Raw genomic sequence first — 23,891 nt, 5'->3', positions numbered from 1 at the left:
ACCGATCCACTGGGTCGGTTGTGACGTGGGCGGTCTCTTTGCCCGGATCACGGACACACCTGCCCATTGCGTGTCATCCCTCTCAATAGTTTCCGGTTCGGTGCGCTGGCACCGGACCACTACCGCCGCACTTGGGCTTCTATTTTTTGACAGGGTTGGAGGAGATGATGAAGAAAGCTTTGCTCGCGGCTTCGCTGCTGACGGTCGGCGTTGCAGCACACGCTCAAAGTAGCGTGACGCTCTATGGCCGGCTCGACGCCGGTCTGGAATACATGACGGGCGTGCCGACTGGCTCGAATGCTGCCGGCGCTGCAACCAGCACCGGTCACCGTTTCCGCGCAGAAAGCGGCGACTGGGGTACCAGCCTCTGGGGCATGAAGGGCGTCGAAGACCTGGGTGGCGGCAACAAGGCCGTGTTCCAGTTGGAAGGCAGCTTCAACACCATGACCGGTCAAGGCCCGGGCAACAATGGCATCTTCAATCGTTGGGCGACGGTAGGTATCGCCAACGACCAGTTCGGTACCTTCTTGCTGGGTCGCGAACTGTTCATCTCCAACGGCGTGTGGGACTTTGACCCGTTCGGTCAGTCGAACTGGTCGTCGGCTTCGCTGGTGCGTGGCCGCAACTGGCCGCAATCGAGCAACAACATTTCGTACCAGTCGCCGAAGGTCGCGGGTTTTGACTTCTACGGTCAATACGCGCTGTCGAACGCGACGAACTGGAACGGTAACGGCACGACGCCGCAAGGCCGTGAAGCGGGTGCACAGGTCACCTACACGACCTCGCTGTTCCAGGTCCGCGGTATGTACGATGAAATCCGCAACGCAGCCAACGGTAGCTTGTACGGTGCGAATCCGGGCGACATCAATGCGGGCAACGTATCGAGCGGCGTGTTTGCGGCATCGCGCGAATACACGGCTGCTGTGAACGTGTTCCTGGGTCAGTTCAAGATCCAGGGCGCTTACCAGGCTATCCGCACGTCGGGCGCAACGAACGTTCTGCCGGGCCAGCCGACGTCGCTTGATCACGAATGGGGCGGTATTACGTGGCAAGCAACGCCGGCAGCAGCAATCATCGCAGCGGCGTATCACGTGAACGGCAACAATGGCGCAGGCAACGCGACGATCTACACGGTCGGCGGCTCGTACAACCTGTCGAAGCGCACGCTGCTGGACCTCCAGGTGGCAACGGCTCAAAACAGCAAGGGTGCTAACTACGGCCTGAATGCGAACAACTCAGGTACGGCGGTCAGTACTGACAACCCGCTGCCGGGTCATAGCCAAACCGGTGTTTATGCCGGTATCCAGCACACGTTCTAATCTGACTTGGAGCGGTTGGCCGGAGCATAACGACAGAGAGAGTTTGTTTAAAGCCAGTTTTTCATAGCTTTAATTGGTTTTCACGCTGCTGCGAGAGGCGCGTATCGGTGCGGTGTCCGAAAGGGCATCGCACCGTTTTTTATTTGTTCGCACTTGGTTAAAAGTCGCTGCCGGTTGGGAGCTGTTTGCAGCGGTCAATGGCAATGCCGGGTTGCTGCTTCTCAGGCTTTCGCGCGTTTCGTTCTAGCTGATTTTTTCAGCACTATAGTCACTGTCCGTGTACAAAAATGCTGTACTGCGGAGCGTGTTGGCGCTTGGGTATCACATGGTCCGCACGCATTATTACGCGCTGCAGAAGACCGGCGACGGGCCGGTCGAACTACGGGCGAGCGCGCGCAAAGTCGTGATAACCCGGCGCAGTGCTGAGAAGTGGAACGGCCGTACGAGAAGCGCGCCGCGAACGATGATGCCGATGCTACTGTAACCGCCGCATAGCCTCGCCACGCCGCCGCCAGCGAAGAAAGGCCCGCAAGGTGCGGGCCGATGGTTCAATCGCTTGGCGGTCCTCTGCACGACAAAACCAATTCACTCGCGGGCTATCGGTGCTTGCGACGCTGTTATGTCCTGCTTCAAATCGGGATATGACAACGCCAAAAGATTCAACATTGCAACACCGAACCTGCGTGCGAACTCATCGTCAAGCTGGTATCTGTCGCCTACCCGTGACGCTGCCTCATCAAAAAGGATCGGAATTTCGAGCGCGTTAGCGATGATGGATTGCGTTTTTTCACGCTCTACGGGATAGACCAAAAGCCGCGCATCTTCGGCCGAAAAATCTATGACGATGGACCGCTTTGGATGATTCAAAGCCATTAGTAACCCCTACATTGTTGGTATCTATCGAACGCGTTTTCACGACACAGCGCCATGCCCCGACTCAAGCCCATCGGATATGCCACGGCGCCGCACATATCTAGCGCTCGCTCGTATTCGTCCATACATTGAGTCTCGATTGCTTCGCTCACGCCTCGCGCTGCTACCGACAATACATCATCGCCGGTCGCGCTCGGCGCGTACTCGAACGGTGCAGCGTCGCCTAGCGGCGTGCTGCCCGTGCCAACCTCCGACACATTGCCCAGGTCGAAGACATCATCATCACCCATCGACGGCAACGCAGACGCGACGGCAGACGCCGCCGTCGATGCAAGCGCGGCAAGTGCATCACGCGCCGCCCACGCCGCCCGATTGCGCACCGCCGCCTCTGCGATGGTCTCGATGTGCCGGAAGACTTTCGGCGGGCGCGCTGCGCGTTCGGCGTCCTCGACTAGTTGGTGATATTCCGCTAATTCCTGCTGATACCATTTCGTTCGAGCCTCGAAGATCGCGCCGCGCTCGGCCATATCCGCCATTTCGCGCCGATACCGTTCATCCTCGGTAAGCGCCGGGGCGAAACCGCTATGCGCGATATAGGCAGGTTTCGCGCGCACGATCAACGCCGCCCCGTTTCGCACTTCCCAGCACAGCGCGTTAATCACGTCGCGCGGCCTATCGCCGTAGGGACTCGGACGATATGACGGTACCGCACGCACAAGGAAAGTTTGGATACGCTCGACTAGCGCCGGCTGGCTCGCCCAATGTTCGAAATTCGCGGCCTTGAATAAGGCTTGTCCCGCGTCGAGCGCTTCCTGCTGCTCTTTGGTTCTGCCGTGCGGCGCGTAATCCCATCGCTTATAGAGCATGAACCGATGGCCTTCATACCGCATTAATTCGGTTGTCATCCTGATTATTTTGTCGTGGCAACGCCCCTACGCTAACGCACTTTTCCGCGCGTGCATCTCAATAAGAGACGGGCGCGCGGGCGGTGCGTTAAACGGGTGTTTGCGTCAAGGGCTTTGCAGCAACGCGCGGATCGAATCGACGCGCCAGAAGACCGACTTCGGCGACAAATGCACGCCAGCCGGGAAACGTCCGCTCTTAACCCCGCGTCTCCATGTGGAAGCGGAAACCGGGATGAACGATAGGACTTGCTCAACGGTCAGCAATTTATCCGGCGGCATGCCGTCAAGCGATACAAGCGCCGCCACAGGCCCGGCAAAGGGTGCAGGCGTGCAACTGACAACTTAGGTACTTCAGAAGAACAGCAACCCGCATGCTTCGCCACCAGTGTGGGTAGCGATCGATTACGAAACCGCGCCGGATTGTTCAAATCGCGCTTATATCCTCTTGCCCAAAACGCAAAATGCCGCCGATGCGAATTCGCATCGGCGGCATTTTGCTTTTACTTCGGCGCTCTAATCGCGGGCTATTCCTGCCGCGCCATGGCTCAGCCAGTCCAGCACCGCGCCTGTGTCGTCATCGCCAGCTTCACGGACCTTCGTCATCGCTTCACTGACGTCCGCACTCGCGTTTGGAACCGCCCGGCGGATCGCTACGCCCACCGCCAGGATGTCGATCATCACGAGATGCAAGATGCGCGAGATCATCGACATCTGCGACTCGCGTATCTCGATGTGATCCGTCTCCAATGCGACCGTCGCGCGCTTCGCCAAGGGCGTATTGCTCGACGTGATCGCAATTACGGTCGCACCCTGCTGCATCGCGATTTCAAGCACACGCAGCAACTCCGGCGCGCGGCCCGACTTGGATACTGCCACGATCACATCGCCCTTGCCCAGCAACGCCGCCGACGCCGCCTGCATGTACAGGTCGCCATAGGCAATCGTCGGGATGCCGAAACGGAAGAACTTGTAGTGCGCATCCTGCGCCACGATGTTCGAATTGCCCAGCCCGTAGAACTCGATCCGGCGCGCACCGTTCAAAATGTCGATGGCGCGTTCCACATGATCGAAGTTCAAATGCTCGCGCAATTGCAGGATCGCCGAGACGGTGTTGTCGAGCACCTTCGCGCCAAAATCCGTGGCAGTGTCGCCAAGATGCACCTGGCTGTGACTTACCGGAATCGTGCCCGTCAGACCGGTCGCGAGCTTCAGCTTGAAATCCGATAAACCCTGGCACCCAAGCGACCTGCAAAAACGGATCACCGTCGGCTGGCTGACGTCGGCTTTACGCGCAATATCGATGATTGGGTCGTTGATGATCGAGCGAGGATGGTTCAGCGCCAGATCAGCCACGCGGCGCTCGGCGGGCGTCAGCGCATCGCGCATCTGGCGAATGCGTTCGAACACGGCCGAAGATCCCCCGTTCGCACGATTCGACAACTGCTCCGAGAGAATCGCCGATACCCCCAGAAACGCCGGATATTCCGCGGTGATGATGAACGTCGGCACGCTCGACAAATACTGCTGGAAACGCCCTTTCGCCTCGAAGCGCTCGCGGAACTGCGACTTCGTGAAGAGTTCGCCCAGCTTCAGCACCACGCCGCCGCCGATAAAAATCCCTCCCAGCGCGCCCAGCGTCACCGCAATGTTCCCGGCGAACGTGCCGAGGATCCCACAGAAACAATTGACAGCTTCGAGCGCGAGCGGCTCGCCATCGTGCGCGCGCTGCGTGATGCTGGCCGATTCCAGATCGTCCGCCACGAAAACGCCATCGCGCTCGGCCAGCGCCTGATAAATCAGCAACAAGCCAGGACCGGCCGACACGCGCTCGAACGAGACATGCGGGAATTTCCTGCGCGCAAAACGCAGGACGATATCCTCGGTTTCGTTCGATGGCGCAAAGCTCGCGTGGCCGCCTTCGCTGCCAAGCGCGATCCAGCGGTCATCGGCGGGAATCAGGCCGGACACGCCCAGGCCCGTGCCGGGCCCAAGCAACCCGATCACGCTGTTCTGGCGCCGTGACCCGCCACCAACTTGCACGCGCTGGGCATCGGTGAGACCCGGAAGCGCCATGGCCAGGGCGGTGAAATCGTTGACTACGAGCAAGGTATCGAAACCCAGCGCGCGGCGCGTGGCTTCAATAGAAAAGCTCCAGTCGTGGTTGGTCATCGAAACATGATCGCCGTCGACCGGATTGGCGATCGCCACGGCTGCATGGTTCACGCGGCTGACGTTCGTGTCCTTCAGGTACTGCTGCATTGCTTCGGCAATGCCCGGGTAATCGTTGCCCGGATACACGCGGATCTCGCCGATGACACCCGGCGCCGTTTCGAGCGCGAAGCGCGCGTTGGTGCCGCCGATGTCAGCCAGAAGCCGGGGTCCATCAGCGTGCTGGCTTTGGGCCGCTACCGTTACGGCCTTACTTTGCACACCAGTAGACATCGAGCCTGACTCCTTGAGCGTTTGCCAACGTGGAGATGGCGTTTTTTTGCGGTGCGGCGAGCGCGGCGTTCAGTACATCAAGTTTTTTCTGTCCACTGATGAAGAGGAATAGCTGCTGTACGCCCTTGAGCGCGGACATGGAAAGCGACACCCGCGCATGCGGCGCGCTGCCCGGATGAACGGAGATGAACCGGTCGGGCGTGGTGATCGCGAAATCCCACTCGGGGGCATCGGCAAAAATCGACGCGGTGTGACCGTCCTCACCCATGCCGAGCACGGCGACATCGGGCACGCGGCGCTGCGGATCAGCGTTCAGGTCGGCGATATGCGCGTCCAGCGGCCGGTTGGTGTCCACGAGCGGCAGGAAATAAGCACCGCTGGCCGCGTTCTGCAGCAGCGTCTCGCGCACGAGTCGCGCGTTGCTGGCGCTGTCCGTTTCGGGCACCCAGCGGTCATCGACGAGCGTGACATTGATATGCGCCCAGTCGAGCGCGTGCGTCGACAGCGTTTTCAGAAACGGCTTCGGGCTCGTGCCGCCCGAGACGGCGAGTGTTGCATGCTGGGCCTGGTTACCCGATGCACCCGATACAGCGGCATCGGCCGAAGCTGCGCCGCGAGCCGCGAGCGTTGCAGCAAGCGCGTCGCCTACCGCTTCTGCCAGGGCGTCGGATTGGGCGCCTGGTTCATCGAAAGTATGAAGCTGGATCACTGCTCCTCCATGCTGCCTTGTTTTGGTTTCATTTCGCCCGCCGAGAGTCGCACGGCGGGATTTGTCTCGGCTTTAATTGCAACATGTCTACAGCACAAACGTCCTGGAACACGTTCCCACCGACCCGCTGGAACAAGCGGGCTTAATTCTCTTCTTCGAGCCAGCATGTGCCGTGTTGCGCCAGCATGGCGCTCGCGGCCGCCGGTCCCCACGTGCCTGACGCATAAGGCTTTGGCGGTTTCGACGATGCAGCCCATTCATCGAGGATCGGCTCGACATAACGCCACGCCGCTTCCTGTTCGTCGCGCCGCACGAAGAGCGCGAGACGGCCGTTGATGACATCGAGCAGAAGGCGCTGGTAGGCCTCCATCTGCCCTTCCTTGAAGAATTTGTCGAACGCGAGATCCAGATGGACACTCGCGAGATTCATGCCTTCGCCCGGCTGCTTGGCCAGGCAATAAAGGCGGATCGTCTCGTTCGGCTGAAGGCGAATCACGAGGCGGTTCGTACCTGCGCGCAATGCATTGGCGCCAAGCGCCGAGTGCGGCACGGGACGGAAATTCACGACGATCTCAGCCGTGCGGTCGGCAAGCCGCTTCCCGGTGCGCAGGAAGAACGGCACGCCGGCCCAACGCCAGTTCTCGATCTCCACCTTCAACGCGACAAACGTTTCCGTGTGACTGTCAGGACGCACGCCGTGCTCGGTCGCGTATGCCGGCACCGACGTGCCCTTGATCACGCCCGCATGATATTGGCCGCGCACGGCGACCTTGCTGATATCGCGCGGATCGACAGGCTTGAGCGCGCGCAGCACGCGCAGCTTTTCGTCGCGGACCGAGTCGGAATCCATGGAATGCGGCGGCTCCATCGTCACGATGGAAAGCAACTGCAGCAAGTGGTTCTGAACCATGTCGCGCAAGGCGCCGGTGTTGTCGTAGAAGTCGCCGCGCGCTTCCACGCCGAGTTCTTCGGCAATCGTGATCTGGATGCTTTCCACCCATTCGCGCCGCCACAACGGTTCGAAAAGCGCATTGCCGAAGCGCAGCGCAAGCAGGTTCTGCACCGGCTCTTTGCCGAGGTAATGGTCGATCCGGTAGATCTGTTCTTCCGCGAAGATTTCGCCAACGGCGTCGTTGATAGCCTGCGACGACTTCAGGTCATAGCCAAGCGGCTTTTCCAGCACGATGCGCGCGTTTTCGCTCAGGCCCACGTCGGCGAGCGCGCGGCAGATCGGCACGAACAGCGACGGACCGGTCGCGAGGTAGAACACGCGCGTGCCGCCATGCTTGTTCACGGCGTCGCGCAGCAGCTTGAAGTCTTCCGGCTTGCCGAGGTCGAGCCGCACATAATCGATGCGCTCGAGAAAACCCTTCCACACTGCGTCGTCCACACCGTTCTTCGAGACGTGCGGCTTGACGTGTTCGTCGACCCAGTTGAGATACGCATCGCGATCTTCGGAGGCGCGCGCCACCGCGACGATCTTTCCGCCCGATGCAAGCATTCCGCCACGATGCGCTTCGAAAAGCGCCGGCAGGATCTTGCGCATCGAAAGATCGCCCGTTCCGCCGAAAAGAACGAAGGTGAAATTCGAGTCGTTTTGCATGTGTCTCCGCAGGGGTTCTGAAGGACCGTAGTCCGATAAAATTTTTTTTGACACTGAATTGTAGTTTAACTACAATTCAAATCAAGGGGTAACGTGATCTCGGAAAAAAACACTTAGTCAATCAGAACATGCGTGTTTTCCCGGAGACTCATGTCTAGTTGCATGGTAATGGACCTGAGCCAAGGACGCTCTCGCCGAACGGTTCGCCGTCAGGGAATGTCATGGAACAGGCTAAAACCGCAGGATGCAGGACCCCGGTCGCACGTCACAGTGGTCAGCCAGTGTGAACGGGCAAAAATCAAAAGAGGAGACACAGTTGCGATTCGACACACTCATCTCTTGAGAGCCGTGCGGCCGAGGTTCGGTCTGCCGGCCAGACTGGCGCGCCCGCCGTTCATCGACGAGGCATACCGGTCTTATCCCGCTGACACCGCCGACTCCGGCCACTTCAAGTCTGTTCAGTTCCAGCCATCGCTTCCTGGCGGCATCAGGGGCCAATCGTTTTTTGTTCAGGTGTTCGGAGGAGATAAACAATGAAATTTCGCAAGCTCATGGGCGCGCTCGGCGCTGCAGGTCTGTTGTGCGGCGTGACGGCACAGGCGGTTCAGGCTGCAGAAGCCCTTTCCGTACTGCACTGGTGGACGTCCGGCGGTGAGTCGAAGGCTATTGGCGTGTTGAAGGACGACATGACCAAGCAAGGCTACACCTGGAAGGACTTCGCGGTTGCCGGTGGCGCGGGCGCCGCAGCCATGACCGCACTCAAGACGCAGGTGATCTCGGGCAACGCGCCGTCGGCGGCTCAGATCAAGGGTCCGCTGATCCAGGAATGGGCTGACCAGGGCGTGCTGGTGAACATCGATTCGGTGACGGGCGACTGGAAGAAGAACCTGCCGCCGGAAATCGACAAGGTCATGCATGCAGGCGGTCATTATGTAGGCGCGCCGTTCTCGGTGCACCGCGTGAACTGGCTGTATATCAACAAGGACGCACTGGACAAGGCCGGTGGCAAGGCCCCGACCACGTGGCCGGAATTCTTCGCCCTCGCCGACAAGATGAAGGCGAACGGTATTGTTCCGGTGGCAGCAGGCGGCCAGCCGTGGCAAGACCTGACGTTGTGGGAAGACGTCGTGTTGTCGCAAGGCGCGGACTTCTACAAGAAGGCGATCGTCGATCTGGACCAGAAGACGCTGACGTCCGACCAGATGGTCAAGGTGTTCGATACGGTTCGTCACGTGCAATCGTACTTCGATAACGGCCGCACCGGCCGTGACTGGAACCTTGCAACTGCCATGGTCATCAACGGCAAGGCCGGCATGCAGTTCATGGGCGACTGGGCCAAGGGCGAGTTCGCCGGCGCGAACAAGAAGTCGGGCACGGACTATGTCTGCGTAGCCGTTCCGGGTACGGAGAAGGCTTACACGTTCAACGTCGATTCGTTCGTGTTCTTCCAGCAGAAGGGCGCGAAGGATGCAACGCCGGGTCAACTGGCATTGGCGAAGACCATCATGACGCCTGAGTTCCAGGAGCAGTTCAGCCTGAACAAGGGTTCCATCCCGGTTCGCCTGGGCGTGCCGATGACCAAGTTCGACGACTGCGCGAAGAAGTCCTACGCCGATGAACAAACGGCCCTGAAGTCGGGCGGCTATGTTCCGTCGCTGGCGCACGGAATGGCACAAGGCGATGCAACTGCCGGCGCCATCACCGACGTCGTCACGAAGTTCATGAACTCGACGCAAGATTCGAAGAGCGCAGTTGCCGCTCTCGCGAACGCAGCGAAGACGAAGTAAGCGTTTTAGTGTGACGCACGGGCGCGCTCTCTCGGGAGCGCGCCCGAAAGCACAAGTCGATTACCGTAAAAACCGCTGTATCCCTGTTCCGGCCTGAGACTCTTGCCGGCAAATTTTCAGGAGTCGAGAAGTGGCTGCCTCCCCTAGCGGTATCGCGAGCAAGACATCGCGCACCCCGCCCCGCCGTACGTCGCCCCTGGCGGCGCTTGCCGATACTTACATTCCCAAGCTCGTACTCGCACCCAGCGTGCTGATCGCGCTCGTGTTTGTGTACGGCTTCATTCTGATCACCGGGTATCTGTCGCTGACGAACTCGCGATTGATGCCGCGCTACGATTTCGTAGGCTTCCAGCGCTACACCGAGCTGTTCTCCAACGACGTCTGGTGGACCTCCGCTGCAAACCTCGGCTGGTTCGGCATTCCGTTCATCGCCATTTGCGTCGGGCTCGGGCTGTTCCTCGCCATCCTGCTCGACCAGAAGATCCGCAATGAAGGCGCGTTGCGCGCGATCTTCCTCTACCCGATGGCGCTGTCGTTCATCGTGACGGGTACGGCGTGGCAATGGATTTTGAACCCGAGCCTCGGACTCGAGAAAGTGTTCCACGACTGGGGCTGGACGAGCTTTTCGTTCGACTGGCTCGGCAACCCCGACAAGGCGATTTTCTGCGTCGTGATCGCGGCCGTGTGGCAATCGACTGGTTTCGTGATGGCGCTGTTCCTCGCCGGTTTGCGTGGCGTGGACGCGGAAATCTTCAAGGCGGCTCAAATGGATGGCGCGTCCTTGCCGCGCATCTATCGCAAGATCGTGATCCCGAGCATGCGTCCCGTGTTCTTTTCCGTGCTGCTGATTCTCTGCCACATCACCATCAAGACGTTCGACCTCGTGGTCGCATTGACCGCGGGTGGTCCGGGCACGTCGTCGTCGCTGCCGGCCATGTTCATGTACACGTTTTCGTTCAACCGCGGACAGCTCGGCCTGGGCGCAGCTTCATCGATGATGATGCTCGCCACCGTCGTCGCCGTGCTCGTGCCGCTCATGTATCTGGAATCGAGGAGCACCCGCAATGGAATCTAAGATGACGATCAGCCGCGCCGTCATCTATGCGGCGCTGGTCCTGTTTGCCCTGTATTTCCTGTTTCCGATCTACGTGATGCTCTCGACGTCCTTCAAGGACCTCGACCAGTTGCGCACGGGCAACCTGCTCACGCCGCCGACATCGTTCACGTTCGCGCCGTGGGTCAAGGCGTGGTCGCAATCGTGTACCGGCGTGCGCTGCGACGGCATGGAACCGTTTTTCATGAACTCCGTTCGCATGGTGATTCCGGCTGTGCTGCTTTCATCGATCATCGGCGCCTTCAACGGTTACGTGCTCACGCACTGGCGTTTCCGCGGCGCGGACCTCGTGTTCACGCTGCTGCTGGTGGGCTGCTTCATCCCCTTCCAGGCCATTCTTCTGCCGATGGCGCGTCTGCAAGGCATGCTGGGACTCGCCAATACCACGACGGGTCTCGTACTCGTTCACGTGGTCTACGGTATCGCGTTCACGACCATGTTCTTCCGCAATTTCTACGTGAGCATTCCAGCCGAACTGGTGAAGGCGGCGCGTATCGACGGTGCGGGTTTCTTCACGATTTTCACGAAGATCCTGCTGCCGGTATCGTTGCCGATCTTCATGGTTTGCCTGATCTGGCAATTCACGCAGATCTGGAATGACTTCCTGTTCGGCATCGTGTTTTCGGGCGTGGATTCAATGCCGATTACCGTGGCGCTGAACAACCTCGTGAATACATCGACGGGCGTGAAGGAATACAACGTCGACATGGCTGCTGCGATCATCGCTGCTCTCCCCACCCTCCTCGTCTACATGGTCGCCGGCCGGTTCTTCGTGCGCGGCCTGACAGCGGGCGCGGTGAAGGGCTGATTTCCGCGGGGCGCTTCCACAGGTTCGAACCGAACGAAGCGCCCGCGATAAAAGATCAACAGATGCGCGGACGACCACGCTCAGCGCAGAGAAACTAAAGGATTCATAGCATGGCAAGCCTTTCAATCCGCGACGTATACAAGACTTATGCGAACGGCGTACCCGTTCTGAAGGGCGTGAACATCGACATCGAGGACGGTCAGTTCCTGATCCTCGTTGGCGGTTCGGGCTGCGGCAAGTCCACGTTGCTCAACATGATCGCCGGCCTGGAAACGGTCACCAAGGGCAACATCATGATCGACGGCAAGACGGTGAACAACCTCTCGCCGAAAGATCGCGACATCGCGATGGTGTTCCAGTCGTACGCGCTGTACCCGTCCATGACGGTCCGCGAGAACATCTCGTTCGGGCTGAACATTCGCAAGGTGCCGAAGGACGAGCAGGCCGCCATTGTGAAGCGCGTGTCGGATACGCTGCAGATCCAGCATCTGCTCGACCGGAAGCCCGGCCAGTTGTCGGGCGGCCAACGCCAGCGCGTGGCAATGGGCCGCGCTTTGGCGCGCGATCCGGTGATGTTCCTGTTCGATGAACCGTTGTCGAATCTCGACGCGAAACTGCGTATCGAAATGCGTTCGGAAATCAAGCTGCTGCATCAGCGCCTCGGCACGACAATCGTGTACGTGACGCACGATCAGATCGAAGCCATGACGCTCGGCGACCGGATTGCGGTGATGAAGGATGGCGTCGTGCAGCAATTCGGCGCGCCGCAGGACATCTACGATTCGCCATCGAATTTGTTCGTGGCGGGATTCATTGGCGCGCCGCCGATGAATTTTATCGACGGCAAGCTGGTCGAGGCCGGATCGGGCGTGGGTATCGAGCTGGATACGGGCGTGTCGCGTACCGTGTTGAACCTGCCCTTCGATGCCGCCGCCGTGCGTGGCAAGATCGGGCAGAACGTGATTCTTGGCTTGCGTCCGGAGCGCATTACGGATGCCCGCAGCGCGCACAATGTGGAAGACGCACGTCTGCAACCGGTTGAGGTGAAGATCGATGTGATCGAGCCGACCGGCCCGGATACGCTCGTGTTCACCCAGGTGAACGGCAAGCGCGTGGTGAGCCGCGTGCACCCGGCAGCAAATCCGCAGCCGCTGACGAACATGACGCTGCTGTTCGATGTATCGAAAGCGGTGTTGTTTGACGCGAAGACGGAAGAACGGTTGGCTTGAGCTTTCTTCGCATTCAATGAAGCCGCGCAGACCACACAGTCTGCGCGGTTTTTTTTCGATTGCCGGGTTGCAACAACCCAAATGATTGTTACAAAACTGAAATGGGAATAGTCCGAATCCACATGGACCTCGCCGGTCTGACGCATTGAGCCGACGCAACCGCGCGCCGAAACTTCTTCGCGACACGCCATCAGGCACAATCAGCCTTCTGATTCCTGATCACGTCGGCGCTCTCGCCGGCATTCCAACGCGGGCGCGCTTTCCCATATGACAAACTCCTTCCTCAGCCAACACCCCGAACTCGAATGGCCCGCTGCTGCCGGCGCCGATCCGTTCATAGAACTGGAGTCGCTCGATAACGCCCGCGTCGAGCAATGGGTTGATTCGCAGAACGCGCGTACGACGGCCGCATCCGGCAAGACGCCGGAAACGGATGCGCTCACCGCGCGCCTCAAGAAGGCATACACGTCGCAGGAGCGCATCGTGTCCTGCTCGCGATATGGCGACTGGGGCTACAACACGTGGCAGGACGAGGAGAATCCGCTGGGCATCGTGCGGCGCACACCGTGGGCTGCATGGCTCGCGGGCAAGGCGAAGTGGCAGATCGTCCTCGATGTCGACAAGCTCGACCTCAACAACAATCCCGACGATGCCACCCGCTGGGCGCTGCATGATTTCGACATGCTCTACCCCACCTGGGACCGCGCGCTGGTGAGCCTGTCGCCGGGTGGTTCGGACGCATGTCTCGTGCGCGAGTTCGATATCGAATCGCGCACTTTCGTGAAAGACGGCTTCGAGCTTCCCGATGTCGGCAAGCACGACATATCGTGGATCAATCGCGACGCCGTGTATGTCGGCTGGGACGACAGCGCGCATAGCAAGAAACCGGCGCTCACCACGTCGGGCTTCCCGCGCCAGGCGCGCAAATGGAAGCGCGGCACGAAGCTCGCCGATGCGCCCATTGTCTTCGAAGGCAAGCGGCGTGATGTATCGGCGGGCGTGGATTACGACCCGCTCGAAAACCTGCACCTCGCGTCGCGTGCGACCTCGTTCTTCGAGACGCTGCAATACTGGCTCGATGAAACCACCGGCGAGTGGCAACAATACGATGTCCCGCTGCACGTCGAGCTCGAGCACTGGAATGGCTGGCTGTTCGCGACACCGCGTGAAGCATACGATGCAGGCCCGACGGTCCATGCCGGCGGTTCCCTGCTCGTGATCCGGCGCGACGCGTTTCTCGCCGGCGCGCGGGATTTCACCGTGTTGTTCGCGCCATCCGGCCGCAACGTGCTTGCGAATATCGACTTCACGAAGCACTGGCTGCTTGTATCGCTGATGAACGACGGTTCGCCGCAAGTCCAGTTGTACGCGCCGCCCGCGGATCTCGAAGGCGCCTGGACCTGCCGTGACTTCGCGGTGCCGGCCGCGAGCCAGTCGTATGTGAATTCCATCGACAGCGAGCGCGACGACACCGTGCTGGTGTACATCGAACATTTCCTGAGCCCGCCGTCGATGTATTTCGCGGATCTCGCCGCGCCTGGAAGCGAGTGGCAATTGCTCGCGCGCCTTCCGTCCCAATTCGATGCCACGGGTCTGATCGCCGAACGCCGCCACGCCACGGCGCCCGACGGCGTCAAGATCCCCTACTGGCTCGTCGGCCGCGAAGCAAACGTCAAGGGCGAACAATCGGCGCCGTGTCTGCTGTATGGCTATGGCGGTTTCGAAGTCGCGCTCGACCCGCATTACGACGCGACCACCGGCATGGCATGGCTTGAAAGTGGCGGCTTGTATGCCATTGCGAACATTCGTGGTGGCGGCGAGTTCGGCCCGGGCTGGCACCAGGCGGCGCAGCGCGAAAAGCGCCAAGTCGCCTTCGATGACTTCATTGCTGTTGCAGAAGCGCTGGTGGCATCGGGCGTGACGACATCGAAACAACTTGCGGTGCGTGGCGGCAGCAATGGCGGCTTGCTGACGGGTGTGATGCTCGTGCAGCGGCCCGAGTTGTTTGGCGCAGTGGTATCGGAGGTGCCGCTGCTCGACATGGCGAGGTTCCATGTGTTGTTGCAGGGGGCATCGTGGATGGACGAATACGGCGACCCCGACGACGCTGCCGACTTGCGCTTCCTGATGACCTACTCGCCGTACCAGAACGTGAAGGCCGACGTAAAGTATCCACCGGTAATGTTCACGTCATCGGCGACGGATGACCGTGTGCATCCGGGCCACGCGCGCAAGATGGCGGCAAGGATGCAGGCACAGGGCAACGACCGCGTGTGGTACCTGGAGAACCGCGATGGAGGCCACGGCGCGGGCGTGGAAGCGGAAAGCATTGCGAGGGTGGAGGCAACGGCGTTCACGTTCCTGAAAACGATGACGGCCCAACGTTAAAAAGACAAAGGCGCAGTGTGGGTGTCCTGGTTAATGGATTCCCACACTGGTGGCGAAGCGTGTGGGTATCTGTTGACGGAGGGGGAGGGTTTCAAGTGTTCTTGATTGCGGCGCCGAGCGTTCTTCTGAAGAACCAAACAGTTCAAAACTGCACGCTCGGGACACTTAAGAATTAGCGGTTGAGAGGCGTTTTCTTTGCTTCGTTTCTTTTTCGCCGTTTGGAAAAAGAAATGAAGTCCCGCCACGGACAGTGGCTAATAGTGCGAAAAAGAACGGCTAGAACAGAACGCGCGGTAGCTTAAAAAGCAGCAACCCGGCGCCAGCCCCAACCACTACGACCAAAGCCCGGATTCACCCAACGGTCCGAGCCTTAACCGGCGTCCCATGCCACCGTAAGACCAGCGTCCGCCCGGCAAAAGTCAGCACTCCGGTCACGGCGATAACGATCCCCATGCCTTTTGGCGTGCCATCGTGCAGCATCCCGATAGCGAGACTTGCGAGCGCCCCCAACGCCAACTGCACGGCGCCAAAAACAGCTGCCGCTGCGCCGGCATTATGCGGATACCGATGCATGAGATCGGTCGTGCAATTCGCCGAAAGCAGCCCCACGACGCCCACAACAAAAAACAGGCACCCGACAATCGACCACAACCCACCGATCCCGGTGATACAAACAAACGCGGTAGCAAGCGCGGCAACGACACTAACAAACGAAGCGATTGAAATCAGCTTCAAAGACCCGAGCACGCCGACAAGCCGCGTATTCACCACATTCCATCCGATGATCCCGATGATATTCATGCCGAAGAAGAACCCATAATGCTGCGGCTTCACATGAAAGTAGTCGATATAAACAAACGGCGTTGCGGTGATATAGGCGAACATCGACGCGAACGCCATCCCGCCGCATAACATGTGGCCCCACGTGACGGGATCGCTGAGCAAATGCCCATAAGCGGCAAACGAGCGCCCAACCGCCGAAGAAGCCCGTTTCTCCTGCGGCCATGTCTCCGGCACACGCAGGTAGGTGGTCACCGCACACACCAGTCCAAACAACGACAACGTGACGAACACCGCGCGCCACCCGCCGAGCAGCAGCAACTGCCCGCCGATCAACGGCGCAAGCAACGGCCCGATGGACGTCACGATCGCCAGCATGGACAACACGCGCGCCGCGTCCGATGGCGCGTGGGCATCGCGTGCAATCGCCCGCGCCAGCACCGAAGCGGACCCCGCGCCGAGCGCCTGCAAAAAGCGCATCAGAACCAGCGAATCGATGGAAAACGACAGCGCGCATCCCACGCTCGCGATCGCATACAAGATGATGCCGCCGAGCAGCACGGGCCGGCGCCCATAAGCGTCCGACAGCGGTCCGTACACGAGCATGCCGAGCGAGAATCCGAGCATGAAACTGGTCAACGTGATCTGCGCGGCGGCGGCTGTCGTGCCGAACGCATCGGCAAGAGACGGCAGGCTTGGCAGATACATATCGATGGACAGCGGACCGCATGCCGCCAGCGCGCCGAGCAGAAGAATCAGCCGGCGATCGGAACGGCGCTTGATGATTTCGGGCATGAGAGACAAAAAGGAACGTAGGGACAAGGTCTTCGGCGGACGTCGAAACGACTTAAACGAAGCCTTAACAGTGGGAGCATTGTACGCGCCCGGTTTGGCCCTCCCTCGCCACGAGCGCAACGCGCCCGCCCCTTGCGGCCCGATCCAGGCGACTCCGGTACAATTTCACCTTGATTTCGTGCAGCCGCGCCAGCGCGCCCGACCATCGTCCGGCGCCGGATCGAAGCTTCGCAATCCCCGCGGCCGCAGCCCTCTCAAGCAGAACCCGTCATCCAGCGCAGGTCCAGTCATGTCCAGAAATGAAGCTCTCTTCGAACGCGCCCAGAAAACCATTCCCGGCGGCGTGAACTCGCCGGTACGCGCGTTTCGCTCGGTCGGCGGCACGCCGAGATTCATCGAACGCGCGTCGGGTCCGCATTTCTGGGACGCCGATGGCAAGCAGTACATCGATTACATCGGTTCATGGGGGCCGATGATCCTCGGCCACGTCCACCCTGAAGTGCTCGAGGCCGTCCAGCGCGTGCTGGCGAACGGCTTCTCGTTCGGCGCACCGACTGAATCCGAGATCGAAATCGCGGAAGAGATCTGCAAGCTGGTTCCATCGATAGAACAGGTTCGCATGGTCTCGAGCGGCACCGAGGCGACCATGAGCGCGCTGCGTCTCGCGCGCGGTTTCACCAAACGTGACCGGATCATCAAGTTCGAAGGGTGTTATCACGGCCACGCGGACAGCCTGCTGGTGAAGGCGGGGTCAGGGCTGCTGACGTTCGGCAACCCCACATCGGCGGGCGTTCCGGCGGATATCGCCAAGCACACCACCGTGCTCGAGTACAACAACGTCGAGCAGCTCAACGAGGCATTTGCCGCGTTCGGCGGGGAGATTGCATCGGTGATCGTGGAGCCCGTGGCCGGCAACATGAACCTCGTGAAGGGCTCGCCGGCGTTTCTCCAGGCGTTGCGCGCGCGTTGCGACGAACACGGCGCGGTGCTGATCTTCGATGAAGTCATGTGCGGCTTTCGCGTCGCGCTCGGCGGCGCGCAAGAGGTCTATGGCATCAAGCCGGACCTGACGTGCCTCGGCAAGGTGATCGGCGGCGGCATGCCCGCGGCTGCTTTCGGCGGCCGTCGGGACATCATGGCGCATCTCGCGCCGCTTGGCGGCGTGTACCAGGCGGGCACCTTGTCGGGGAACCCGATCGCGGTCGCGGCCGGTTTGAAAACGCTGCAACTGATCCAGGCGCCGGGTTTCTACGAGACGCTGACCAGGCAAACGCGTCATCTCACGGATGGCCTCGCCGCGATCGCCAGGGAAACCGGCGTAGCGTTCTCGGCCGATGCCATCGGCGGCATGTTTGGTCTTTATTTCGCCGACAGCATCCCGGCGAGCTTCGCCGAAGTCACGAAAGGCGACACGAAGCGCTTCAACGCTTTCTTCCACGAAATGCTCGATGCAGGCGTGTACTTCGCGCCGTCGGCGTATGAAGCGGGCTTCGTTTCGATCGTCCACGATGACGCCGTGATCAACGCCACGCTCGATGCCGCCCGGGGCGCTTTCAGCCGTCTCGCTGCCTGATCAACGCTTACGTCAGAAAAAAAGAGGCCGCCGCAATGTTCTCGCAGACCGATTTCTCGCACATGGAGCGCGCGCTGGCGCTCGCCGCGCGCGGGATGTACATCACGACGCCCAACCCGCGCGTCGGCTGCGTGCTGGTCAAGGACGGCGATGTCATCGGCGAAGGTTTCACGCAGCCTGCCGGGCAGGACCACGCCGAGATCCGCGCGCTCAAGGACGCACGCGCGCGCGGCCACGATCCGCGCGGCGCAACCGCTTATGTGACGCTCGAGCCATGCAGCCATTTCGGCCGCACGCCGCCGTGCGTGAACGCGCTGATCGAGGCGCGGGTCACGAAGGTCATTGCGGCAATGGAAGATCCGAATCCGGCCGTCTCCGGGCGTGGGCTGGCGATTCTTCGCGACGCGGGTATCGATGTGCGTTGCGGCCTCCTTGCGAACGAGGCATATGAACTGAACATCGGTTTCGTGTCGAGAATGACGCGACGCCGTCCGTGGGTCCGCATGAAAATTGCGGCCACGCTCGATGGCCGTACGGGCCTGCCGAACGGTGACAGCCAGTGGATCACAGGCGAAGCCGCTCGCGCCGACGGCCACGCATGGCGCGCCCGTGCCTGCGCGATCCTGACGGGAATCGGCACGGTGCGTGAGGACGATCCGCAACTGACCGTGCGCGCAGTGGAAACGCCGCGCCAGCCGCAACGCGTGTTGATCGACAGCCGGCTTGACGTGTCGCTCGATGCCCGGATTCTGGAAGGTGCGCCGCCGTGGATTTTTTGCGGCGCCGAGCCTGATATGGCTAAAGCCGAAGCGCTGCGTGAACGGGGTATCGAATTCACGTCGCTGACAAACGAACAAGGCAAGGTCGATCTTCCGGCAATGCTCGGCATTCTCGCCGATCGCGGTATCAACGAGCTGCATGTGGAAGCCGGCCATAAGCTCAATGGCTCATTGTTGCGCGAGGGCTGCATCGACGAATTGCTGATCTATCTCGCGCCGAGCCTGCTTGGCAACGCGCCAGGCATGTTCGACTTCACGCCGCCCGGGACGCTCGAGGCGCGGCCGCATTTGCGGTTTCATCGCATCGACCGGATGGGCGACGATGTGCGGATGCTCGCGCGCTTTGCCGATGTGAAGGCCGACGTGCAGCCTCTTACCTGACGCATAACTCCAAGGAATTTCGACGATGTTCACAGGAATTGTCGCGGCGGTCGGCCGCATTGAAGCTGTCACCCCGCTGGGCTCGCCCGCAGATGACGATACCGGCGTGCGCCTCACGGTTGCATCGGGCGGACTGGATCTCGCGGACGTCGAACTCGGCGACAGCATTTCGATTCAGGGTGCGTGCATGACCGTGATCGAGAAATCGGCGGAGTCGTTTGCCGTGGATGTATCGCGGGAAAGCCTGAACCGGACGGCGGGCCTGTCCGACCCCGGCGATGTCAACCTGGAAAAGGCATTGCGCGCGCATGACCGGCTGGGCGGACATCTGGTATCCGGACATGTGGACGGTCTCGGCGAAGTGACGCGCTTCGAGCCGGTTGGCGAATCGCACGAGTTGCGGGTTCTGGCGGCGAAGGATATCGGCAAGTACCTGGCGTACAAGGGATCGGTGACGGTCAACGGCGTGAGCCTGACGGTGAACAGCGTGACCGACCGGCCGGACGGATGCGAGTTTTCGATCAACCTCATTCCGCACACGGTGGAAGTGACGACGCTGCGGCATCTCAAGGCAGGTTCGAAGGTGAATCTGGAGATCGATTTGATCGCGCGGTATGTGGAGCGGATTCTTTCGTCATCCGGATCGGCGAATTAGGACACACAATCATAAGAACACAAGATAGCGCGCGAGCTTTCTGATTCCGGACAACTGCAGAAAAGTTCCCACTCGCGCCTATCTCCTGTTTCTGGAACAACAAGGTCTGATTAGCTCGGCGGCACAAATTGAGCGCAAGGCGACCTTTGCGGGAAGGCACTTTTCGCAGATTCGCTTCCCACCTGACTGACATGCCTGGCAATGACTCGACGTTGACCCCGGCGCCCGGCACGCCTCAAAACCGGCAAAACCCCCGCGTTGCCCTCCCCGGTGGCGTAAAATACGCCCTTTCCCGAACGGACGACCATCGCAATGACGCTCGCCTCCACTCCAGAGATCATCGCTGAGCTGAAAGCAGGCCGGATGGTGATTCTCGTCGACGAAGAAGACCGCGAAAACGAGGGTGATCTCATCATCGCAGCCGACTTCGTGACGCCGGAAGCGATCAACTTCATGGCGCGGCACGGCCGTGGGCTGATCTGCCTGACCATTACGCCGGAACGCGCCCGCTTGTTGAACCTGCCGCTGATGACGCAGAAAAACGGCACGCAATACGGTACGGCGTTCACGGTAAGCATTGAAGCCGCCGAAGGCGTGACAACCGGCATTTCGGCTTCCGACCGCGCCCGCACGATCAAGGCAGCCGTCGCGCACGACGCGAAAGCCGAACATATCGTCCAACCGGGCCACGTTTTCCCGATCATGGCGCAACCGGGCGGCGTGCTGGTTCGCGCCGGACACACCGAAGCGGGCTGTGACCTGACGGCGCTGGCGGGTTTGACGCCAGCATCGGTGATTTGCGAAGTGATCCGCGACGACGGCGAAATGGCGCGCCTGCCTGATCTGATCGAATTCGCCGAGTTGCACGACATCAAGATCGGCACGATCGCCGACCTGATTCACTACCGCTCGCGGACCGAATCGATCGTCGAGCGCGTCGCCGAACGCACGATGCAAACGGCGCACGGCGCGTTTCGCGCAGTGCTGTATCGCGATCAGCCGAGCGGATCGCCGCATATCGCGCTGGTACGCGGCCGGCCGACGCCGGATATAGAAACGCCGGTGCGCGTGCATGAGCCGCTTTCGGTGCTGGATCTGCTGGAAGTGGATTCGTCCACGCATTCCTGGACGCTCGATGCCGCCATGAAGGAGATCGCCGCGCGCGATCTGGGCGCGATCGTGCTGCTCAATTGCGGTGACACGAAAGAGCATCTGGTCGAGGTCTTCGAGGCGTTCGAGCAGGAAGACAAGGCGGCTGAACTGAAGCGCAGGCCGATCGACTTCAAGACCTATGGCATCGGCGCGCAGATCCTGCGTGAACTGGGCGTGGGCAAGATGCAGGTCCTGTCGAATCCGCGCAAGCTCGGCAGCATGTCCGGTTACGGGCTCGAAGTGACAGGCTTCATTCCCATGCCCGGCTGCCCTGCCACGCCATCCACGGATGCCGCGGACGCTGCTTCGATCGCTCATCTGCGTTCGGTCTGACCACGACCGGCCGGCTCAACACCACACGTACAACACTGAAAACGGATAAATAATGGAAATCGGACAATACCAACCGAACCTCGACGGCGACGGACTGCGCATCGGCATCGTGCAATCGCGCTTTAACGAACCGGTGTGCAACGGCCTCGTGGACGCCTGCACGGAAGAACTCGAACGGCTTGGCGTGATCGGTGAAGACGTGCTGCTCGTCACCGTGCCGGGCGCGCTCGAAATCCCGCTGGCGCTGCAAAAGCTCGCTGAATCGGGTCAGTTCGATGCACTCATCGCGCTCGGCGCCGTCATTCGCGGCGAGACGTATCACTTCGAACTGGTATCAAATGAAAGTGGTGCAGGTATTTCGCGCATCGCGCTCGACTTCGGCACGCCGGTCGCAAACGCCGTCCTGACAACGGAAAACGACGAACAAGCCGTTGCCCGCATGACGGAAAAAGGCCGCGACGCTGCACGCGTGGCGGTCGAGATGGCCAACCTGTCGGTCGCGCTGGAACAGTTGGGCGGGGACGATGAAGACGAAGATGACGAGGACCGTGCATGAAAAGCGCTCGACGCCGCTCGCGCGAACTCGCGACACAAGGGCTTTATCAGTGGTTGCTGTCGGGCTCGCCCGGTGGCGAGATCGACGCGCAGTTGCGCGGCGCGCAAGGCTACGATAAAGCCGACCAGGAGCATCTGGACGCCCTGCTGCACGGCGTGATCAAGGAAGCGGACATCATTTCCGCCGAATTGCAGCCCTGCCTCGACCGCCCGCTCGACCAGCTCTCGCCGGTTGAACGCGCGGTGCTGATGGTCGCCGCGTTCGAGTTCAAGCATCACCTGGACATTCCGTATCGCGTGGTGATCAACGAAGCGATCGAGTTGACCAAGACGTTTGGCGGTTCCGATGGCCACAAGTACGTGAACGGCGTGCTGGACAAGCTTGCGGCTCAACTGCGCCCGACAGAAGCACAAGGCCGCGGCCAGCGAAGCTGATGAATTTCGCCAAAGACCCGCTCGGCGCCGTCTCCCAAAGCGCAATTCGCTACGCCGCGCGCGTCGATGCGATCGAGCCGTTCTATGTCATGGAACTGGCGAAGCAAGCGCAGGCGCTCGAACGCGCGGGGCGCGACATCATCCACATGGGTATCGGGGAGCCGGATTTCACTGCGCCCGAACCGGTAATTGCCGCAGCGACCGACGCCTTGCGGCGCGGCGTCACGCAGTACACGAACGCGCTCGGGCTGGCGTCGTTGCGCGAGGCGATTTCCGGTCATTATCGCGATGTGTTCGGGCTCGATATCGATCCGGCGCGCATCGTGGTGACGGCGGGTGCATCGGCGGCGTTGCTTCTGGCATGCACGGCACTGGTCGATCGCGACGACGAAGTCCTCATGCCCGACCCGTGCTACCCGTGTAATCGCCATTTCGTGGCGGCAACCGAAGGCCGTCCGGTCCTGATTCCGAGCGGTCCGGCCGAGCGCTTCCAGTTGACCGCAGCCCAGGTCGAAGCGCACTGGACGCCCGCTACACGCGGCGTCCTGCTGGCGTCGCCGTCGAATCCTACCGGGACGTCCATCGAACCGGCGGAACTGGCGAAGATCGTCGATGTCGTGCGTTCGCACGGCGGTTTTACCATCGTCGACGAGATTTATCAGGGCTTGAGCTACGACGCGAAACCCGTTTCAGCGCTTTCGCTTGGTGACGACGTAGTCACCGTCAACAGCTTTTCGAAGTACTTCAACATGACTGGATGGCGGCTCGGCTGGCTGGTCGTGCCGCCCGCAATGGTCTCGACGGTCGAAAAGCTCTCGCAGAACCTGTTCATTTGCGCGTCCGCGCTCGCGCAACACGCGGCGCTCGCGTGCTTTGAACCTGCCACGCTTGCAGTCTACGAGTCACGCCGGCTGGAATTTGGGCGCCGACGCGATTTCATCGTGCCGGCGTTGCGCACGCTCGGGTTCGAAGTGCCGGTAGTGCCGGACGGTGCGTTCTACGTCTACGCTGATACCCGCCGTGTCGCGCACCCGGCCGCCGGCGACAGCACGGCGCTGACCCGCTCCATGCTTCACGATGCCGGCGTCGTGCTGGTTCCCGGCAATGATTTCGGCGTTCATGCGCCGCGGGACTATATCCGGCTCTCTTATGCCACGGCGTATTCGAAGCTCGAAGAAGCCGTGCAGCGGCTTGGGACGTTGTTCAGGGTCTAGCGCCTCCGCTTGGAAAGCCTTCGCCATTGAAAAAGCCGTTCCGGCATCAAGCTGGAACGGCT

At 60.9% G+C, this 23,891-nt stretch carries 20 protein-coding genes; 13 read left to right on the top strand and 7 right to left on the bottom strand.

The genetic code is table 11. From position 1 onward, the window contains the following. The first annotated feature begins 167 nt into the window (after positions 1 to 167). Positions 168 to 1,319 (top strand): porin, encoded by a 1,152-nt coding sequence (locus tag AXG89_RS10500; protein ID WP_062000753.1) that lies wholly within the window; start codon positions 168 to 170, stop codon positions 1,317 to 1,319. A 585-nt stretch (positions 1,320 to 1,904) separates the two neighbouring features. Here AXG89_RS10500 and AXG89_RS10495 read toward each other — a convergent pair. The 6 genes from AXG89_RS10495 to zwf form a co-directional block, all read right to left on the bottom strand. Then, a complete protein-coding gene (locus tag AXG89_RS10495; RefSeq protein ID WP_062169619.1) occupies positions 1,905 to 2,192 on the bottom strand; it encodes a hypothetical protein in 288 nt (95 codons plus the stop codon). Beyond that, the gene (locus AXG89_RS10490; RefSeq protein WP_162916037.1) at positions 2,192 to 3,097 is read right to left on the bottom strand and encodes a hypothetical protein; all 906 of its coding nucleotides are present in this window, start codon (positions 3,095 to 3,097) and stop codon (positions 2,192 to 2,194) included. Before AXG89_RS10490 ends, AXG89_RS10495 begins: the two co-directional genes overlap by 1 nt. Positions 3,098 to 3,202: 105 nt before the next feature. After that, a complete protein-coding gene (locus AXG89_RS10485) occupies positions 3,203 to 3,376 on the bottom strand; it encodes a helix-turn-helix transcriptional regulator (protein ID WP_082771460.1) in 174 nt (57 codons plus the stop codon). A gap of 234 nt (positions 3,377 to 3,610) precedes the next feature. Beyond that, entirely contained in the window at positions 3,611 to 5,539 is a 1,929-nt protein-coding gene (locus AXG89_RS10480; RefSeq protein ID WP_062169613.1) for a bifunctional transcriptional regulator/glucokinase, read from the bottom strand. Then, the gene (gene pgl / locus AXG89_RS10475; RefSeq protein WP_062169611.1) at positions 5,517 to 6,248 is read right to left on the bottom strand and encodes a 6-phosphogluconolactonase; all 732 of its coding nucleotides are present in this window, start codon (positions 6,246 to 6,248) and stop codon (positions 5,517 to 5,519) included. Before pgl ends, AXG89_RS10480 begins: the two co-directional genes overlap by 23 nt. A gap of 142 nt (positions 6,249 to 6,390) precedes the next feature. Beyond that, the gene (gene zwf, locus AXG89_RS10470) at positions 6,391 to 7,851 is read right to left on the bottom strand and encodes a glucose-6-phosphate dehydrogenase (protein ID WP_061998904.1); all 1,461 of its coding nucleotides are present in this window, start codon (positions 7,849 to 7,851) and stop codon (positions 6,391 to 6,393) included. Positions 7,852 to 8,384: 533 nt separating this feature from the next. Here zwf and AXG89_RS10465 point away from each other — a divergent pair. From AXG89_RS10465 to AXG89_RS10445, 5 genes are all read left to right on the top strand, one after another. Then, positions 8,385 to 9,638 (top strand): ABC transporter substrate-binding protein, encoded by a 1,254-nt coding sequence (locus tag AXG89_RS10465; RefSeq protein ID WP_061998902.1) that lies wholly within the window; start codon positions 8,385 to 8,387, stop codon positions 9,636 to 9,638. 151 nt (positions 9,639 to 9,789) lie between these two features. Beyond that, positions 9,790 to 10,713 (top strand): carbohydrate ABC transporter permease, encoded by a 924-nt coding sequence (locus AXG89_RS10460; protein ID WP_305954644.1) that lies wholly within the window; start codon positions 9,790 to 9,792, stop codon positions 10,711 to 10,713. After that, positions 10,703 to 11,560 carry a carbohydrate ABC transporter permease gene (locus AXG89_RS10455; protein ID WP_075359593.1) on the top strand — a complete coding sequence of 286 codons (858 nt, stop codon included), beginning with the start codon at positions 10,703 to 10,705 and terminating at the stop codon, positions 11,558 to 11,560. Before AXG89_RS10460 ends, AXG89_RS10455 begins: the two co-directional genes overlap by 11 nt. Before the next feature lie 110 nt (positions 11,561 to 11,670). Next, positions 11,671 to 12,789, top strand: a complete 1,119-nt coding sequence (locus AXG89_RS10450) for an ABC transporter ATP-binding protein (RefSeq protein WP_061998899.1) — start codon at positions 11,671 to 11,673, stop codon at positions 12,787 to 12,789. Between the two features lie 267 nt (positions 12,790 to 13,056). Continuing rightward, positions 13,057 to 15,177 carry a prolyl oligopeptidase family serine peptidase gene (locus AXG89_RS10445; protein ID WP_062169610.1) on the top strand — a complete coding sequence of 707 codons (2,121 nt, stop codon included), beginning with the start codon at positions 13,057 to 13,059 and terminating at the stop codon, positions 15,175 to 15,177. Positions 15,178 to 15,528: 351 nt separating this feature from the next. Here AXG89_RS10445 and AXG89_RS10440 read toward each other — a convergent pair whose 3' ends face one another. Then, the gene (locus tag AXG89_RS10440) at positions 15,529 to 16,752 is read right to left on the bottom strand and encodes a Bcr/CflA family multidrug efflux MFS transporter (RefSeq protein ID WP_062169607.1); all 1,224 of its coding nucleotides are present in this window, start codon (positions 16,750 to 16,752) and stop codon (positions 15,529 to 15,531) included. A 289-nt stretch (positions 16,753 to 17,041) separates the two neighbouring features. On the opposite strand from AXG89_RS10440, the gene hemL reads away from it, so the two are divergent. The 7 genes from hemL to AXG89_RS10405 all read left to right on the top strand — a co-directional run bounded on the left by hemL (position 17,042) and on the right by AXG89_RS10405 (position 23,829). Beyond that, entirely contained in the window at positions 17,042 to 18,325 is a 1,284-nt protein-coding gene (gene hemL / locus AXG89_RS10435; protein WP_061998895.1) for a glutamate-1-semialdehyde 2,1-aminomutase, read from the top strand. A gap of 35 nt (positions 18,326 to 18,360) precedes the next feature. After that, positions 18,361 to 19,485: a bifunctional diaminohydroxyphosphoribosylaminopyrimidine deaminase/5-amino-6-(5-phosphoribosylamino)uracil reductase RibD gene (gene ribD, locus AXG89_RS10430; RefSeq protein ID WP_061998894.1), complete on the top strand. Its 1,125-nt coding sequence runs from the start codon at positions 18,361 to 18,363 to the stop codon at positions 19,483 to 19,485. Positions 19,486 to 19,510: 25 nt separating this feature from the next. Then, positions 19,511 to 20,140 (top strand): riboflavin synthase, encoded by a 630-nt coding sequence (locus AXG89_RS10425; protein ID WP_062169605.1) that lies wholly within the window; start codon positions 19,511 to 19,513, stop codon positions 20,138 to 20,140. A gap of 312 nt (positions 20,141 to 20,452) precedes the next feature. After that, a complete protein-coding gene (ribBA, locus tag AXG89_RS10420; RefSeq protein WP_061998892.1) occupies positions 20,453 to 21,625 on the top strand; it encodes a bifunctional 3,4-dihydroxy-2-butanone-4-phosphate synthase/GTP cyclohydrolase II in 1,173 nt (390 codons plus the stop codon). Between the two features lie 52 nt (positions 21,626 to 21,677). After that, a complete protein-coding gene (ribH, locus tag AXG89_RS10415; protein ID WP_047896193.1) occupies positions 21,678 to 22,181 on the top strand; it encodes a 6,7-dimethyl-8-ribityllumazine synthase in 504 nt (167 codons plus the stop codon). Then, positions 22,178 to 22,615 (top strand): transcription antitermination factor NusB, encoded by a 438-nt coding sequence (nusB, locus tag AXG89_RS10410; protein WP_061998890.1) that lies wholly within the window; start codon positions 22,178 to 22,180, stop codon positions 22,613 to 22,615. Before ribH ends, nusB begins: the two co-directional genes overlap by 4 nt. Further along, positions 22,615 to 23,829, top strand: a complete 1,215-nt coding sequence (locus tag AXG89_RS10405) for a pyridoxal phosphate-dependent aminotransferase (RefSeq protein ID WP_061998889.1) — start codon at positions 22,615 to 22,617, stop codon at positions 23,827 to 23,829. The genes nusB and AXG89_RS10405 overlap by 1 nt, the downstream gene beginning before the upstream one ends. Positions 23,830 to 23,891 lie beyond the last annotated feature (62 nt).

The sequence above is a fragment of the Burkholderia sp. PAMC 26561 genome (assembly GCF_001557535.2).
Classification (GTDB): domain Bacteria; phylum Pseudomonadota; class Gammaproteobacteria; order Burkholderiales; family Burkholderiaceae; genus Caballeronia.
This window is presented reverse-complemented; position numbering and strand designations above follow the sequence as displayed.

Bases quoted from the DNA above. Each gene is read 5' to 3' on its own strand.
- AXG89_RS10500 (WP_062000753.1), top strand. From the start codon at position 168: ATGAAGAAAGCTTTGCTCGCGGCTTCGCTGCTGACGGTCGGCGTTGCA.
- AXG89_RS10495 (WP_062169619.1), bottom strand. From the start codon at position 2,192: ATGGCTTTGAATCATCCAAAGCGGTCCATCGTCATAGATTTTTCGGCC.
- AXG89_RS10490 (WP_162916037.1), bottom strand. From the start codon at position 3,097: ATGACAACCGAATTAATGCGGTATGAAGGCCATCGGTTCATGCTCTAT.
- AXG89_RS10485 (WP_082771460.1), bottom strand. From the start codon at position 3,376: ATGCCGCCGGATAAATTGCTGACCGTTGAGCAAGTCCTATCGTTCATC.
- AXG89_RS10480 (WP_062169613.1), bottom strand. From the start codon at position 5,539: ATGTCTACTGGTGTGCAAAGTAAGGCCGTAACGGTAGCGGCCCAAAGC.
- zwf (WP_061998904.1), bottom strand. From the start codon at position 7,851: ATGCAAAACGACTCGAATTTCACCTTCGTTCTTTTCGGCGGAACGGGC.
- AXG89_RS10465 (WP_061998902.1), top strand. From the start codon at position 8,385: ATGAAATTTCGCAAGCTCATGGGCGCGCTCGGCGCTGCAGGTCTGTTG.
- AXG89_RS10455 (WP_075359593.1), top strand. From the start codon at position 10,703: ATGGAATCTAAGATGACGATCAGCCGCGCCGTCATCTATGCGGCGCTG.
- AXG89_RS10450 (WP_061998899.1), top strand. From the start codon at position 11,671: ATGGCAAGCCTTTCAATCCGCGACGTATACAAGACTTATGCGAACGGC.
- AXG89_RS10445 (WP_062169610.1), top strand. From the start codon at position 13,057: ATGACAAACTCCTTCCTCAGCCAACACCCCGAACTCGAATGGCCCGCT.
- AXG89_RS10440 (WP_062169607.1), bottom strand. From the start codon at position 16,752: ATGCCCGAAATCATCAAGCGCCGTTCCGATCGCCGGCTGATTCTTCTG.
- hemL (WP_061998895.1), top strand. From the start codon at position 17,042: ATGTCCAGAAATGAAGCTCTCTTCGAACGCGCCCAGAAAACCATTCCC.
- ribD (WP_061998894.1), top strand. From the start codon at position 18,361: ATGTTCTCGCAGACCGATTTCTCGCACATGGAGCGCGCGCTGGCGCTC.
- AXG89_RS10425 (WP_062169605.1), top strand. From the start codon at position 19,511: ATGTTCACAGGAATTGTCGCGGCGGTCGGCCGCATTGAAGCTGTCACC.
- ribBA (WP_061998892.1), top strand. From the start codon at position 20,453: ATGACGCTCGCCTCCACTCCAGAGATCATCGCTGAGCTGAAAGCAGGC.
- ribH (WP_047896193.1), top strand. From the start codon at position 21,678: ATGGAAATCGGACAATACCAACCGAACCTCGACGGCGACGGACTGCGC.
- nusB (WP_061998890.1), top strand. From the start codon at position 22,178: ATGAAAAGCGCTCGACGCCGCTCGCGCGAACTCGCGACACAAGGGCTT.
- AXG89_RS10405 (WP_061998889.1), top strand. From the start codon at position 22,615: ATGAATTTCGCCAAAGACCCGCTCGGCGCCGTCTCCCAAAGCGCAATT.